Raw genomic sequence first — 15,370 nt, 5'->3', positions numbered from 1 at the left:
GCGCTGATGCGGCCTTCGGATTTGTTACTGCTGGACGAGCCCACCAACCACCTGGATCTGGACGCTTGCCTGTGGCTGGAAAATTGGTTGCGCCGTTACCCGGGTACGCTGCTTTTTATCTCTCACGATCGGGACTTCATGGATCGGGTGGCCACCCACGTGGTTCACTTTAATCAACGCAAACTGGAGCTTTACACCGGCAACTACTCTGCGTTTGAAGTTCAGCGCAGCGAGCGGCTCGCCCAACAACAGGCGGGATTCGAGCGTCAGCAGGCGAGAATAGCGGAAATCCAGGGGTTTATAGATCGATTCAAAGCGAAGGCCACGAAAGCCCGCCAGGCGCAGAGCCGGGTGAAATCGCTGGAGCGGATGGAGAAAATTGCCCCCGCCCACGTAGATTCACCGTTCAATTTCGAGTTTCCGATGGCGGACAAAGTATCCAGTCCGCTGCTGTCTATTCGTCACGGGCGTGCCGGGCATGGAGAAACCGTTATTCTCGACGGTATCAATCTGAGCCTTTTGCCGGGTAGTCGTATTGGTCTGCTGGGTCCAAACGGCGCCGGCAAATCCACGTTAATGGATGCGTTGCTGGGGCAGGGTGAGGAAGGCGCCACAAGCACGTTGATGTCCGGTGAGCGGACCTGTGGGGATAACCTGGCCATCGGCTATTTTGCCCAACACCAATTGGAGTCGCTGGATCTCGATGCCAGCCCCTTCCTGCACCTGCAACGATTGGCGCCCAGGGCCTCCGAGCAAAGTGTTCGTAACTTTCTGGGGGGCTTTGATTTTCATGGCGATCAGGCGTTAAGTCCCATACGTTCTTTCTCGGGTGGTGAAAAAGCTCGTGTCGCGTTGGCGGTTATCGCCTGGCAAAAGCCCAACCTGCTGCTGCTGGATGAACCCACCAACCACCTGGATCTGGAAATGCGCCAGGCTCTGACTATGGCGCTGCAGAATTTTGAAGGCGCGGTCGTGGTGGTGTCTCACGACAGACACCTGCTGCGGAACACCGTTGATGAATTCTGGCTGGTTAATGACGGCGGCGTTTCGGAATATCAGGGTGACCTTGAGGATTATGAACGCTGGCTGGCGGATCGTCGCAAGGACGATACCGAAGCGCCAAAACGACAATCGGAGGGTGGCACGCGTTCAGATTCCGATGTTGCGGTTTCGGGATCAGAGGCCGGCGTTGGGGAAAGCGCAGAAGATCGAAAAGCACGCAAGCGCGCGGAAGCAGCACTCAGGCAGAAGGTGAGTCCCTTTCGAAAGCAGCAGGCAGCGCTGGAAAAACAGATGGAATCACTGCATGAAATTCTCAACGGCCTGGAGGCGGAACTTGTCGACCCGGGCTTGTACAGTGATGAATCGAAAAGCCGGCTAAAGGCGTTGCTTGGTAAGCAGTCAGACGCCAAATCCAGGCTTGAAGAGACTGAAGCGCAATGGCTTGATATCAGCGAAACAGTGGAAGCGATGGAGGAGGAACTGGCAGGCCAGTGAACCTGTCAGCCGCCTGCCAGTTCCAGTACAAAATTCTGTTTGGCCAGATAATCCTGTTCATTGCGCAGATCCGCGAACGTTAGCGGGCGCTCATCGAACCATCCCTCGGGAAAGGTAAGCAACAGGCCGTTCTCTCTTGGTTGCAAGGTGAAATCGGGCGGCGGTTCCAGATTACGGGAATGCTGCATCAGCACGGCAAGGCGCACCAATATACAGAGGCGGCGCAAGCGTTCCAGATCGCCCGGGTCGATTCCATCAAAAATGGACGCGGTGAATTTGCGCCTATGGCCCCTTACCAGAATGGCCAACTCAAGCTGTGCCTGCTGTGTAAAGCCGGCCATGTCGGAGTAGCGCAGCAGGTAGAATCCGTGCTTGTGGTACTGGCTGTGCGATATGGTCAGGCCAATTTCGTGCAACTGACAGGCCCAACGCAGAACCTCTTCATCGGTAACCGTATCGAGATTCCAGGCGGCCGCAATGTGTGTCCATGCCGCAATAGCCGTGGCCTCAACCGCGGCGCCCTGGCTCTGATCTACGTGATATCGCTCCTGAAGGGCCGAAATGCTGCGTTCCCGCACGTCCTCGTGCTGAATTCGCCCGGCAATGCCATACAGCAAGCCTTCTCTGAGTGCGCCGTCAGTGAAGGTCATATCCTGTATGTTCAGGGATTGGAAAGCGCCCATAAGAATAGCAAAACCGGCCGGGAAAATATTCTGACGATCCGAGCGCAAGCCCAGTTCCCCCAGTTTCTCCACGCTGCCCATATCCACGAGCCGGCGGCGCAACTCCTCCATGGCACTCCAGGTAATGGAGCCATCGGTTATCTTGAGAGTTGCCAGCACGACGCTGATCGCTTTGATTGAGCCAGACGCACCCACCGAACTTTGCCAGCCAACCGACCGAAACCGCCTGCGGATACTCAGCAGTTCCTGTTCGGCGTGGATAATGGCGTTATCCATTTGCTTGCCGGTAATCCGGCCATCGGCAAAATACCGGTTGCGGAACGAAACACAGCCCATGTGCAGGCTTTCCAGTTCCTGGGGCTCAAAACGTTGCCCGATAATCAACTCCGTACTGCCGCCGCCTATGTCTATCACCAGGCGGCGCCCGGCATCGTCTGATAACGTGTGCGACACGCCAAGATAAATCAATCGGGCCTCTTCCCGCCCGGCAATCACCTCAACCGGATACCCTAGAACTTCCTCCGCCCGCGCAATGAACGTGCTGGCATTGCGGGCAACCCTGAGCGCGTTGGTGCCCACTATCTGAACACCCTCCGGCGGCGTGCCGTTGAGGCGTTGGGCAAACCGGCGCAGGCAGTCAAGTGCGCGTTCCTGGGACTCTTCGGTCAGGCAGTTGTCGGCGTCAAGGCCATCGCCAAGCTGCACCTTTTCACCCATTTTTTCCATGGTGCGGATCTCGCCGTGCACCAGCCGGGCAACCACCATGTGGAAACTGTTTGAGCCCATATCAATGGCCGCAAGCGTATCCGGCGTTGGGGTAGCGTTTACGGTTGAAGAGTCGGCTGGAGAGTCGGTTGAAGAGTCCGCTGAAGAGGTGTCCGTCACAATGGTCAGAATCCTGTGGGATGAACGTGCGCGTACTATAAGCGAAAATCCCCGGACCTGTCAGTAACCGGGCAGGATTGGCAGCCGCAAACAGCCCGTTGAATTGTGTGGGGTTCGGGTATCGCCGATTCAAGCTGGTGGATCTACTGCTTCACATACGCGGGATCAATCGCGTAAAGTAGTCATCAAAGCATTAACTAGGAAAATTAAATGAGCGGAAATATTGTAAATGTAACCGATGCATCCTTCGAGCAGGACGTGCTTCAGTCTGACGTTCCCGTATTGGTAGATTACTGGGCGGAGTGGTGCGGTCCCTGCAAAATGATTGCGCCTGTGCTTGAAGAAGTTGCCGACGAATACAACGGCAAGCTGAAAGTTTGCAAGCTCAATATCGACGAAAACGAGCAAACACCGCCCAAGTTCAATATCCGTGGTATCCCGACTCTGATGTTGTTCAAAAACGGCAACGTCGACGCCACTAAAGTCGGCGCGCTGTCCAAATCACAGCTCGCAGCATTTCTGGACAGCAATCTCTGATTGCATCCTTATTGCCTGAAAAGCCGCCTCTGAGCCATGCTCATGGGCGGCTTTTTAGCGTCTGGTATGAGGCAGAGATTAACCGGACTTTGTTTTGAGACGCGCCATGAACGACGCAAGCCCAAACCTCACAACCCAGAAAAAAGTCTGTGCTCTCTTGCTCGCCGGCGGCGCCGGAACCCGCATGAACGGCCAGGACAAAGGCCTGCTGCACTGGCGCGAACGCCCCATGGCCCACTGGGTCGCCGAAGCCCTCAGCACCGTCGCTACCCCGGTGCTCATAAGCGCCAACCGCTCTTTGGAAGAATACCGCCTGCTCGGCGACGTACTGCAAGACTCGCCCGATTTCAAAAACCAGGGGCCCCTGGCCGGCCTGTTGTCTGGTATGACCGAAGCTCGAAAACGAGGGTTTGACGCGGTACTCGTGTGCCCCTGTGACACCCCGGGAATACAACCAGACGTATTCCAGCGACTCCTCACCGCCTGGCAACAAAACCCCGATCTGCCCGTTATCGCCGAATGCGATGGAAGAGCCCACCCCTTGCACGGCGTATACCCGGTCTCCCTTGTCGGCCTTTTGGAAGCGCAGCTACGCGGTGACAATCGCAGGGTGATGGTGTTCGCTGAAACCGCGGGCGTAAAAACACTGGATTGCCCGGATGCTGCAGAAGCATTCAAAAACAAAAACCGACCAGAAGACCTGGTGAGCTAAAACTCAAAGGATAGGCTATTTACCCCAAACCTTACCCCGAGCAACATCAGAAGCCTTCTGCTCCACCCAATGCTCTCCAGTATCTGAAAGCTCCTTCTTCCAGAACGGTGCAGATGCCTTCAACGCATCCATAATGAACTCGCAAGCCGCAAACGCATCGCCCCGATGGGCACTGCAAACACCCACAAACACAATCTGCTCCTGCAGCAACAGCTTGCCAACCCGGTGAATTACCCGCGCCTTGCGCACATCCCAGCGTCTGGACGCCTCCTCAACAAGCCCCGCAATCACCTGCTCAGTCATTCCCGGGTAATGCTCCAGAAACAGCCCCGACACCCCTTGCATATCGCCGCTATCCCGCACCAAGCCAGTGAACGTCGCAATAGCACCCGTGCCTGCGCCACTGGCACGCAGGGCCTCATACTCGGCGCCCGAATCAAAATCCTCAGTCTGAATGCTGATCACATTAACCCCCGGTTACCGGTGGGAAAAAAGCCACTTCGTCGCCCGCCTGCACCGGCGTTGCAGGTTTTGCCATAGCCTGATTGATGGCAATCATCACGGGCTGGCCGCCCTGCAGTTGTGCCCAAGGGCCGCCTCGGCTGGCAAGAACACCAAGCAAGTCGCCAGCAGTCTGATTCGCCTGCGCAGGCAGGGTGAGTTGCTCTGTGCCCAACTCCTCCCGGAGGCGAGCAAAAAAACGGACGGTCAGGGTCGGTTCAGTCATATCAGCTCAGTAACTCAGTAAATGGGTAATAATCCAGCAGGTCGCCCGCAGCGACCGTGGTGTGTTCCGGCACCACCGCCAGGCCCTCTGCCCAGCACGCAGAGCTCAGCACGCCAGAGCTTTGGTTCGGATAAGCGCTCACCCGGGTCTCACCGTTCATCGATTCGGTGCGTGCACGCACGAATTCTCTGCGCACAGAGGGCGAGGTTACGGTAAACGCGGCGGGCATTTTTTTACCTGGTGAATAAATGTGCAACCGGCCCTGGCAGGTGCGTATGTAGGGCATGCCCACGATCAGAAACGTGACCAGAACCGCAGCCGGGTTGCCGGGCAAACCCAATACCGGCGTGCCTTTGATCGAACCGAAAGCCAGCGGCTTGCCGGGTTTGATGGCCAACCGCCAGAGCGAAAGTTCGCCGGATTCCTCCAGCACCGCCCGCACGTGGTCTTCCTCGCCTACGGAAACACCGCCGCTGGTGATGATCAGATCCGCCTGAGTTGCCGCCCGCTCCAGCGTTTCCCGCGTTACTGTGCGGTTATCTCGCAACGTCTCACACAGCGTTACGTCACAGCCTGCCTCAGCCAACAAGCCAAGCAGGGTGAAACGGTTGGTATTATATATCTGACCGGCGGCAAGCGGTTGTCCCGGGTCTACCAGTTCGTCGCCGGTCGAGAAAATTGCCACGCGCAACTTCCTCATGACCGCGACCTCGGCCACCCCCATCGACGCCAGAAGACCCATCTCTTGCGGCCGGATTTTTGTGCCTTTTTTCAGCGCCAACGTGCCCCTGGCAAGATCCTGTCCGCGCCTGCGAATGTTCTGGTTGGCATCTATATCGCCGTTAATAAGGATGCCGCCCGGCGTAACCTCAACCTGCTCCTGCATAATGACCGTGTCGGCGCCTGCCGGAACCTCCGAGCCGGTAAAAATACGGGCCACAGTGCCGAGCTTCAGGGGACTGGGTGCCGCGCCGGCCGGAATTCTGTCAGATACTGATAATGCCTGGCCCGGTACGTAATCTCCAGCGCACAGGGCGTAACCATCCACTGCACTATTGTCCGCTGGCGGCACATCTGAAGGAACCTGATAATCCTGGGCGAGAATCCGACCAAGGCTTTCGGTGAGCGGCAGAGGTTGGGTTTGCGCGATCACCGGAGCCGCGCCAAGCAGATGGGCCATAGCGTCTTCAACCGGCGTTAGACTGACTGCCATGATGTGTCTCCGTGTCCGTGTGCAGGATCCGTTAGCGTAGGGCGTGCTTGCCGATAACCTGCTGAAGCCGTTCAACGGCGCGCTCCGGCTTGCGGCAAACCAGATCCGAGAAGTTGCAGGGGCTGTGCCGGCTATCCAGCTGGGTGCTCAGAATGCCGTTCCAGCCTGTCCGACATGCGCCGGTGGAACCAGGCAAGCAAAAAATAGCCGTATGGTTAGCAAGCCCCCCAAACGCCCGGGACTGAATGGTCGACGTGCCGATCTCCGACGCGGAGAGGCGCCGGAACTCCTCTCCGAAGCCTTCAATGATTTTGTCCAGTAATGGCGCAACCGCTTCGGGTGTGCTGTCGCGTTCGTGAAAGCCGGTGCCACCCGTAATGATAACTGCATGAACGTCGGGCTCCGCAATCCAGGACGACATCGCAGCGCGCACCAGATAAACGTCGTCCGGTAGGATACGCCGTGAAATCAGTCTATGCCCGGCGGCTAAAACGCTGTCTTCAAGAAACTGGCCAGAGGAGTCCTCATCGGGCCCGCGGGTATCGGAGATCGTGAGAATCGCGATATTGAGAGGGTTGAGTTCGGTGGTGTGTTCACTGCTCATGAATGGCGCTCCGGAAATCACAGGAAAGATTGTGGCTACCAGTATCTCCATCAGCGAACCGGAATGGAAGGGAGTAACCTGTCAGTGGGAGACTCCGGCGCCTGTACGCGAGCTTTTTGGCTAGAAAAGTTGGCGATTATTTGCTCCGACGCTTGACATTAGCAGGTAAGGTAGCAGATTATCGCTCTTGCCCTAAGAACGGTTGTGCCCACTCTATTGGCTTTAGTATCTTAATCCGGATTTTATCCACACCGGTTGCTTCATCTGGCCAACACCTGTTTTATCAACAAACTAATAAATCTGTTCAGGGGCGCCCCTGTCATCCCAATATCCGTTTACTCCATTCCTGATAATCTAATAACCTATGAATCTTACTGAACTCAAGCAGAACTCCATGCCCGAATTGCTTGCCATTGCGCAAGAGATGGGTCTCGATAACCTCGCCCGGTCGCGCAAACAGGATGTGATTTTCACCATCTTGAAGAAGCACGCGAAAGGCGGCGAAGACATTCATAGCGATGGCGTGCTGGAAATTCTGCAGGACGGCTTCGGCTTCCTCCGCTCTGCCGACGCCTCCTACTTGGCCGGACCAGACGACATCTATGTCTCTCCCAGCCAGATCCGTCGCTTCAACCTGCGCACAGGTGACACCGTTGCCGGCAAGATCCGTCCGCCGAAAGACGGTGAGCGTTACTTTGCCCTGTTGAAAGTTAACGAGATTAACTTCGACAAGCCGGATAACGCTCGCAACAAAATCCTGTTTGAAAACCTGACGCCGCTGTTTCCCGATGAGCGTATGCAGTTGGAAACCGGCAACGGTAGCACCGAGGATTTGTCATCCCGTGTGCTGGATCTGGTTGCGCCCATTGGTAAAGGCCAGCGTGGCTTGATTGTATCGCCACCCAAAGCCGGTAAAACCTTGCTGATGCAGAGCATTGCCCAGTCCATCGCTCGCAATCATCCGGAATGCCACATCATTGTGTTGTTGATTGATGAGCGGCCGGAAGAAGTGACTGAAATGCAGCGCACCGTGCGCGGTGAAGTGATTGCCTCCACCTTTGATGAGCCGCCCGCTCGCCACGTGCAAGTGGCGGAGATGGTCATCGAGAAAGCCAAGCGCCTGGTAGAGCACAAAAAAGACGTGGTTATCCTGCTGGATTCCATTACTCGTCTGGCTCGTGCCTATAACACAGTGATCCCGTCCTCGGGCAAAGTGTTGACCGGCGGTGTCGACGCGCACGCTCTGGAAAAGCCCAAGCGCTTCTTTGGTGCGGCTCGTAACGTGGAAGAGGGTGGCAGCCTGACAATTCTTGCAACGGCTCTTGTGAACACGGGTTCGAAAATGGACGAAGTGATCTACGAGGAGTTCAAGGGTACAGGTAACATGGAAATTCACCTGGATCGCAAAATCGCTGAAAAGCGTGTTTACCCCGCCATCAACATTCGCAGTTCCGGTACGCGCCGAGAAGACTTGCTAATGACCGAGGCGGATATCCAGCGCGTGTGGATTCTGCGCAAACTTTTGCATTCCATGGACGACGACACCGCCGCCATCGAGTTCTTGCTGGACAAACTGAAAGAGACCAAGACCAACGACGAGTTCTTCCAGTCGATGAAGCGTCGCTAGAGAGAGTCTTGGCGCCTCAGGGATTGTGGAGTTGGCAGAACCGGGGAGACCTTCCCCGGTTCTGCTTGTCGAATTTGTACGCGCATTTTTGCAATCACCCCTCATATTGTTCTGGCAGACCGTCAGAACCAATTTCTCCGAATCTGCGTACAATGCCGGACTTAACCGGAGCCGAACATGAAATACAACGACCTACGGGACTTCATTGACCAGTTGGAGAAACTGGGCGAGCTGAAACGTATCTCAGTGGAAGTTGATCCCTATCTGGAAATGACCGAAATCTGTGACCGCACACTGCGGGCAGGTGGGCCTGCGTTGTTGTTTGAAAATCCTAAAGGCTACGACATGCCGGTGCTCGCCAATCTTTTTGGCACCACCAGGCGAGTGGCCTTGGGCATGGGCCAGGATAACGTGACCGCGCTCCGGGACATCGGCAAGCTGCTGGCCTATCTCAAAGAGCCAGACCCCCCCAAAGGTTTCAAAGACGCTATCGAAAAACTGCCATTGCTTCGGCAGGTCATGCGCATGAGCCCGAAAGTGCTCCGATCTGCGCCCTGTCAGGAAGTGGTCATCGAAAAAGACAAGATCGATTTGTACCAGATTCCGGTACAGCACTGCTGGCCCGGGGATGCAGGACCGCTGGTTACCTGGCCGCTGGTGATTACCCGCGGGCCGCATAAAGAGCGTCAGAATCTGGGTATATACCGCCAGCAGCTGATTGGTCGTAACCGGCTGATTATGCGCTGGTTGAGTCATCGCGGAGGTGCGCTGGATTTTCAGGAATTTCAGAAGGCTAATCCCGGCAAGCCCTATCCTGTAGCCGTGGCGCTTGGTGCAGACCCGGCTACGATTCTTGGCGCCGTGACGCCTGTGCCGGATTCGCTGTCTGAGTATGCGTTTGCAGGCTTGCTCCGGGGCAGTCGTACCGAATTGGTGCAGTGTGGCCTCAGCGACCTGCAGGTGCCTGCCAGCGCCGAGATTGTTCTGGAAGGCTTTATTTACCCTGATGATAAAGCGCCGGAAGGCCCGTTTGGTGACCACACGGGTTACTACAACGAGGTGGACGAATTTCCGGTGTTCACCGTTGAGCGCATGACTCACCGTAAAAATCCGATTTATCACAGCACCTACACGGGCCGCCCGCCAGATGAGCCGGCTATTCTGGGTGTGGCGCTAAACGAAGTTTTTATCCCCATCTTGCAGAAGCAGTTTCCCGAAATTGTGGATTTCTACCTGCCGCCGGAAGGCTGTTCCTACCGGCTTGCCGTGGTGACTATGAAAAAGCAGTATCCGGGGCATGCCAAGCGGGTAATGATGGGAGTGTGGTCTTTTCTGCGGCAGTTCATGTACACCAAATTTGTTATTGTCACAGACGACGATGTCGATGCCCGCAACTGGGAAGACGTGATCTGGGCCATTACCACCCGGATGGACCCCGCCCGCGATACCATGCTGGTAGAGAATACACCCATTGATTATCTGGATTTTGCCTCGCCGGTGTCTGGCCTGGGTTCCAAAATGGGAATGGACGCCACGAACAAATGGCCGGGTGAAACAACCCGGGAGTGGGGCGAGCCCATCGCCATGACCGACGCCGTCAAACAGCGTGTGGATGATCTCTGGGGTAGCTTGGGCATTGAAACTGCGCCTCCCCGCCCCGACTGATATGGGCAAAGGGGCGCGGCGGATCAGGCTTGAGCCCTCCGGAATTCGCTATTGGGCCGTCGGGCAAGCAGATTTACTGAGCGCTGCGGCCGGCGCAGGTGTTGCTGTTCCGTTCGCCTGCAGAAATGGCGTATGCGAACTGTGTGAGGCCCGGCTGCTTGCGGGTTACGCTCTGAATACTCGAAACCAACAAATGATTCCGACCGGCGCGCGGCTGATGATGTGCAGAACCGTCGCACTTGGCGATATTGAACTGGAGATACCCGCCGTTATGGCAGCAGGAAAAAACCAGCCCCGAACGTTTCAGGCAAATGTCGTGGATGTGCGTTCCATCAATCACGATGTGTATCGGATAGAGCTTCAGTTGCCACGGCGGCGAGAGCTGTCTTTCCATGCGGGCCAATATTTATCGGTTGTACTCCCGGGTGCCGATCCCTGCTACTTTTCCATTGCCAGCAGCCCATCCGAGCAAAATATTGAGCTGCATATTCAGGCCACTCCGGAGTGGGTTTCAGCGCAAAAGGTTATTGATGCGCTGACCTCCGGTGAAACGGTCAGGCTGGAGTTGCCCCACGGCAAAGCATGCATTGCCAGTGCGCCGGAAAAGCCTTTACTCCTGGTGGCTGCCGGTACTGGCTTTGCGCAGATGAAAAGCCTGGTGGACTATTTACGCGGTACGTCTTTTGACCAACCGGTAAAGCTTTTCTGGGGCGTGCGTCATCATGAAGATATGTATCTCGGATCCAAGGCCCGGCAGTGGGAACAGGACTGGCCGGGTTTCACATTTCAGCCCGTTGTGGGTGACGATGAGGATAACGACTGGAGCGGGCATCATGAACAGCTGGTGCGCACCGTGCTGGCCTCTGGGGTGGACTGGAACAATGTTGAAGTGCACGCCAGCGGCTCACCCGCGATGGTTTACGCGCTGATGGATGCCTTGGTAGACGCCGGTCTGCCGCCAGAGGGATTCTTTTCCGACGTGCTGGAATACGCGCCTCGAAGCTGACATACCGGTATTGTTTCATTTTTTGCTTTCGGGTCGTGCGCGCCGCAATCAGGCTTTGGGCATGGGCAGTTGCGGAAGCCCGCTGTCCTTCGCCAACCCTTGCATCATTAGCTTGATGCTCACCTCTTCGTCACCCATATGAGCGCTCAGGCGGCTAAGTTCCGCCAGGGTTTCCCGGCTGCGTTTTAATCTCAGGCTGGTCTCGAAATACTCCCGGGCTTTGCCCCAAAGTTCATTGCGCAAACTCAATCGCCCGAGCGCGAGCAAGAGTTCGGCGTTATTGGGCCGGTTCTTAAGCCACTGCTCAGCCGTCAGCAGCTGTTCATCCGGTTTGCGCCCTTGTATCCGCCCATAAAGATTGACCAGATCGTCGCTCCAATGGTTTTGCAGAACTTTACGCAGCAGCGTTTCGGTCTGTTCTTCATCGCCAAGATCTGCCAACAGGTGTGCATAGTCCCCTATGGTTTTCTCGTCCCGGCGCAGGAAGCTTGGCAGTTCATCCCACAACCGAGTGAGAGGCTCAAGCGACGTGTCTGGCGTCTGTGTTTGTTGGCGCCGGCAGTCTTCTGCTGCGCGCACTAGCAGGTTGTGCCATACCTGACGCTCCAGTTCACCCAACTCCGATTCCGGGAGTACATTGCGTTTACGCAACTCGGGTAACATTTTTGCCAGCTCGCGCCAGTCTTCAAGGCGAAGATAGGTGTTTTTAAGAAGCTTGAGAACAAAAGGGTGATGCGGAGACTGCTTGCGCAAGCGCACCAGCGTTGCAAGAGCCTGTTCCAGGCGGTTGCCGGCAAGTTGCAGCTGGGCCTGGGTAATGCCCACGGCCATATCCGAGCCGGGCGTGCTTTCAAATGCCTTGCGAAGCAACTCGTCTACCGCGTCGTAGTCGCCGCACTCAAAAGCAGCCTGGGCGGCCGCCAGGTAATTGATAAGAGGGGTGTCTGCGTGGTTGGCACCTGACGTTAACATTTTCTGTGCTCTTGGCCAGTTGCCTTCTGCCAGCGCCAGCAGTCCTTGGGTGGTGCGCCGACGTGCACGACGCTCTTTGCTCCGCGACACCCAGTTGGCAACAACGCCTGAACCCTGTTGCATGCGGCGTATCAAGCCAACGGTCAGAACGATCAGCGCAACCACAACAATGAGCAGTGCCAAACCGACCCAGAAATTGGTCTCGATCAGATAGTTGCCCAGGCTAATGCGGATATATCCAAGATCGTATTGCAACCCGAGAGAGAGAGCGGTGCCGATTAAAAGGGCAAACAGAATGATCAGAAGCAGGCGAATCATGAATCGTCGCCTCCGTTACCCTTGCCGGACCGACCTGCGAGTCGTTCTTTAAGAAGATCAAGAGACTTGCTGATGTCGGGTAAGTCCGGTGCAACGTTGCGCGAGGAGAGCTCCGTGAGGGTTTTTGCCAATGCGTTCACTCGCGGATTGCTGCCATCGTACCAGTCTTCGACGGCCGCGTTGGCTTTGGCCAGCGCGCGCTTGTACAAGGGCTGATTGCCTCTGAGCACCGCCATCTCCGCTTCTTCAAGCATCAACTGCAGGTTCAGTCGCGCGTAGGCGCTCTGGTCCGGTGACAGCAGTGGCTTGACCGATTCATCCATGCGGCGAACCACGACAACCTGCATCAGGGTTGATTTGAACTTTTCCCACGCTTTGAACAAAACGCTTGGTTCGCCACCGGGTCCCGAGCCGTCTTCTGACAGGGCGCTGCCAACAAATCCGGGCGCCTGTTCGCTTATGAGCGCCTGATCGGTGAGTTGATGAACACCGTCGATGGCGGCTTCAAGGGTAAGGTAGAGGCCGGTTCTGTCGACACTGCTAATGCCTTTAAGGGCCAGGATTTCCCGCGCTAGTTGCTGACGCACCGGGTACACACCAATGTCGTCAGATTCTGTCAGCACCTCGTCGGCGCTTTTGAGAGCGGAAAGGGCACCACCAATGTCTTTTTCGATCAGCAGTCTCTGATTCGCAATGCGCAGCAGATACTCGGCTTCCGCCAGCAGCCAGTCGGTGCGGGTGCGATTTCCGGCCTCCAGCAGTTCGCGTGCGTTGTGATCAATCTGGCGCTGCTGGGTAGCGATCATGTCCCGCTGGGACGACAGCTTGTCTTCCAGGGATTGCAAGCGCTGGCCTTGTTGATTACCGCGGTTGCCGTAAAGGCTTTCAAGCTTGGCGGTATCCTCTTGCAGGCTGTTCAGTGTCTGCATTGTGGTTTGTTGGCTGTTCCACTGTTGCCAGTTCCAAACTGCCAGCGCGGCAACACTGACCAGTGCAATGATGGCGATAACCCAAGCCGGCCAGACTTTGTGGCGGAAGGGGGTTTCGTCGGTAATCGGGGCGGGTAATTGTTTTGTTGTTTCAGTCACGGGCGTCCTTACTTGGCTTTTCCGGAGCCACCGTCCCGGCCTGCCAGTTGTTCTGCAACGGCGGCCACGATGTCATTATCGGCAAGGCTTCCTGGTATACACGGAGCATTGAATCCCGCGGCGCGAGCCTGATCGGCGATACGACGTGCGGGCACAATCACGGGTCTATCGTATAGATTATGGCTGCAATCCGCACTTAGTGCGATGAGATTGTTCAGAGTTTCTCCTGAAAGCGCAACCACGGCATCCGGCGCGAACTGTTCCAGGGCGCAGCGAACCTGCGCTGTTGTGTAGTTCGGGCAGAATCTTCGGTACAAAGGCATCACGGTAACGCGTGCGCCCCGGGCTTCCAGGGTGTTTCGGATCAGTTCACGACCGTCCTCACCTCGGGCCACCAGTACCCGCTTACCGTCCAGGCGTGCCAGCGAAGACAGCTTCAATAGCGCTTCACTGGTCCAGCCGTCATCTGGCTTGCGTGGGCTTAGCCCGTGGGCGGCAAGTGTTTTGGCGGTGCCGGCGCCCACCCCGTACCAGTTCAGGCCGGCAGGCAACTGCGGCCACCAGGTGTCCAGTTCTTGGAGTAAAAGGCGCGCAGCGTAGGGGCTGACCGCAATAACGTGGGAAAATTCATCGAGGCTGAGAATGGTCGTGCGCCGTTCCGGAGTCTCCGGCAACGGCTCCCTTTCTATGAGAGAAAGGACGTGCGTTTTGGCGCCGGCCGATTGAAACTGCCGCGCCAGCCGCGATGCCTCCGGTTCCGGCCTGCAAATCAGAACGCGCCGGCCGGCCAGACAGGTTGAATCAGTGCGGAGTATGGCCATAAATTTCAGCCAGCACTTTGTCGGCGCCCAGCGCCAGAAGATCCTCCGCCAGTTCACGGCCCAGACGCTCGCCTTCCGACCGGGGTGCCCGGCCCTCGACGCGCAGGATCTGCGTGCCATCAACGGCGCCAACCAGTCCACGAAGCCATAACATATCGTTGTCTTCCAGCAGGGCATAAGCCGCAATGGGCACCTGGCAACCACCTTCAAGACGACGGTTAAGCGCGCGCTCCGCTTTCACGCGGTCGGCCGTATCGGTATGGTTCAGTGGTTCGAGCATGGCGTGCAGCTCGTTGTCATTGAGCCGACATTCAATGCCCAGGGCGCCTTGGCCAACCGCCGGCAGGGACACGGTGTCTGGCATGGAGTAGCGAATCCGCTCGTGAAAACCCAGACGCTTGAGGCCAGAACTCGCCAGCACGATGGCGTCGTAGTTTCCTGCATCAAGCTTTGCCAGCCGGGTGTTCACGTTGCCGCGCAGCATCCGGATTTCCAGATCTGGCCGATAAGCGCGCAGTTGGGATTCCCGGCGCAAACTGGACGTACCGACGACGGCGCCATGGTGCAGGGCGTCAACGTTATCGAAGTGGTTGCTGACAAACGCATCCGACGGATCTTCGCGTTCGCAGATGGCAATCAGGCCCAGGCCTTCGGGAAAGTTCATGGGCACATCTTTCATGGAGTGCACGGCGAGGTCCGCACGGCCATCGAGCATGGCTTCTTCCAGCTCTTTCACAAATAAGCCCTTGCCGCCGATCTTGGCCAGTGGAACATCGAGAATTTTGTCCCCCTGGGTTTTGATTTTGATCAGCTCTACCACCACGTCGTCGTGGAGTCGTTCCAGTTCGGCCTTGATGAATTCTGCCTGCCATAACGCCAGAGCGCTGCTGCGGGTTGCGACACGAAGGGTTCGTTTGGACATGGTGCTCACTGTCAGTTCTGAAAATGTTCGCCAAGGTTACCTTGTGGCGTTGTAAAAGTCCCGTGGGTGACGGCTATTCACCGCCCGCTTTGG

The 15,370-nt window shown here is 56.7% G+C and carries 15 protein-coding genes; 6 read left to right on the top strand and 9 right to left on the bottom strand.

Annotated elements, in window-relative coordinates:
- On the top strand, nt 1-1,497 hold a 1,497-nt coding region (locus ENI00_RS11920; RefSeq protein WP_304102485.1), incomplete at its 5' end, for an ATP-binding cassette domain-containing protein.
- Between the two features lie 5 nt (nt 1,498-1,502).
- Here the strand turns inward: ENI00_RS11920 and ENI00_RS11915 are convergent.
- Nucleotides 1,503-2,972, bottom strand: a complete 1,470-nt coding sequence (locus ENI00_RS11915; protein WP_304102502.1) for a Ppx/GppA phosphatase family protein — start codon at nt 2,970-2,972, stop codon at nt 1,503-1,505.
- Nucleotides 2,973-3,275: 303 nt separating this feature from the next.
- Between ENI00_RS11915 and trxA the strand changes: the two genes are divergently transcribed.
- Together trxA and mobA are read left to right on the top strand one after the other, a co-directional pair.
- Nucleotides 3,276-3,602: a thioredoxin TrxA gene (gene trxA, locus ENI00_RS11910; RefSeq protein WP_304102482.1), complete on the top strand. Its 327-nt coding sequence runs from the start codon at nt 3,276-3,278 to the stop codon at nt 3,600-3,602.
- A 106-nt stretch (nt 3,603-3,708) separates the two neighbouring features.
- Nucleotides 3,709-4,314 (top strand): molybdenum cofactor guanylyltransferase MobA, encoded by a 606-nt coding sequence (gene mobA, locus ENI00_RS11905; protein ID WP_304102479.1) that lies wholly within the window; start codon nt 3,709-3,711, stop codon nt 4,312-4,314.
- Nucleotides 4,315-4,329: 15 nt separating this feature from the next.
- Here the strand turns inward: mobA and ENI00_RS11900 are convergent, their stop codons facing one another.
- Genes ENI00_RS11900 through moaB form a run of 4 tightly spaced genes read right to left on the bottom strand, consistent with a single transcriptional unit; the run spans nt 4,330 to nt 6,858 of the window.
- Complete coding sequence (locus ENI00_RS11900; RefSeq protein ID WP_304102476.1) at nt 4,330-4,779, bottom strand: molybdenum cofactor biosynthesis protein MoaE; 450 nt, start codon at nt 4,777-4,779, stop codon at nt 4,330-4,332.
- Nucleotide 4,780: 1 nt separating this feature from the next.
- Complete coding sequence (moaD, locus tag ENI00_RS11895) at nt 4,781-5,041, bottom strand: molybdopterin converting factor subunit 1 (protein WP_304102473.1); 261 nt, start codon at nt 5,039-5,041, stop codon at nt 4,781-4,783.
- Nucleotide 5,042: 1 nt separating this feature from the next.
- Nucleotides 5,043-6,257 (bottom strand): gephyrin-like molybdotransferase Glp, encoded by a 1,215-nt coding sequence (gene glp / locus ENI00_RS11890; protein WP_304102499.1) that lies wholly within the window; start codon nt 6,255-6,257, stop codon nt 5,043-5,045.
- 28 nt (nt 6,258-6,285) lie between these two features.
- Nucleotides 6,286-6,858 (bottom strand): molybdenum cofactor biosynthesis protein B, encoded by a 573-nt coding sequence (gene moaB, locus ENI00_RS11885; protein ID WP_304102470.1) that lies wholly within the window; start codon nt 6,856-6,858, stop codon nt 6,286-6,288.
- 364 nt (nt 6,859-7,222) lie between these two features.
- Between moaB and rho the strand changes: the two genes are divergently transcribed.
- The 3 genes from rho (at nt 7,223) to ENI00_RS11870 (ending at nt 11,156) form a co-directional block, all read left to right on the top strand.
- Nucleotides 7,223-8,485, top strand: coding sequence for a transcription termination factor Rho (gene rho, locus ENI00_RS11880; protein ID WP_304102467.1), 1,263 nt, complete (start codon nt 7,223-7,225; stop codon nt 8,483-8,485).
- A 177-nt stretch (nt 8,486-8,662) separates the two neighbouring features.
- Nucleotides 8,663-10,150: a 4-hydroxy-3-polyprenylbenzoate decarboxylase gene (ubiD, locus tag ENI00_RS11875; RefSeq protein ID WP_304102463.1), complete on the top strand. Its 1,488-nt coding sequence runs from the start codon at nt 8,663-8,665 to the stop codon at nt 10,148-10,150.
- 1 nt (nt 10,151) lies between these two features.
- Nucleotides 10,152-11,156, top strand: coding sequence for an FAD-binding oxidoreductase (locus tag ENI00_RS11870; RefSeq protein WP_304102496.1), 1,005 nt, complete (start codon nt 10,152-10,154; stop codon nt 11,154-11,156).
- A gap of 48 nt (nt 11,157-11,204) precedes the next feature.
- Here the strand turns inward: ENI00_RS11870 and ENI00_RS11865 are convergent, their stop codons facing one another.
- From ENI00_RS11865 to hemC, 4 genes are read right to left on the bottom strand one after another with little or no spacing between them, the layout of a single operon-like run.
- Entirely contained in the window at nt 11,205-12,446 is a 1,242-nt protein-coding gene (locus tag ENI00_RS11865; protein ID WP_304102460.1) for a heme biosynthesis HemY N-terminal domain-containing protein, read from the bottom strand.
- The gene (locus ENI00_RS11860; protein ID WP_304102455.1) at nt 12,443-13,534 is read right to left on the bottom strand and encodes a uroporphyrinogen-III C-methyltransferase; all 1,092 of its coding nucleotides are present in this window, start codon (nt 13,532-13,534) and stop codon (nt 12,443-12,445) included. The genes ENI00_RS11865 and ENI00_RS11860 overlap by 4 nt, the downstream gene beginning before the upstream one ends.
- An 8-nt stretch (nt 13,535-13,542) precedes the next feature.
- A complete protein-coding gene (locus tag ENI00_RS11855) occupies nt 13,543-14,355 on the bottom strand; it encodes a uroporphyrinogen-III synthase (protein WP_304102452.1) in 813 nt (270 codons plus the stop codon).
- Entirely contained in the window at nt 14,336-15,277 is a 942-nt protein-coding gene (gene hemC, locus ENI00_RS11850; protein ID WP_304102450.1) for a hydroxymethylbilane synthase, read from the bottom strand. Before hemC ends, ENI00_RS11855 begins: the two co-directional genes overlap by 20 nt.
- Between the last annotated feature and the right edge of the window lie 93 nt (nt 15,278-15,370).

It is taken from the genome of Marinobacter antarcticus (genome assembly GCF_011049865.1).
GTDB classification, from domain to species: Bacteria; Pseudomonadota; Gammaproteobacteria; order Pseudomonadales; family Oleiphilaceae; genus Marinobacter; species Marinobacter antarcticus_A.
The sequence above is the reverse complement of the archived record's forward strand: the minus strand, read 5'-3'. Positions and strand labels throughout refer to the sequence as shown.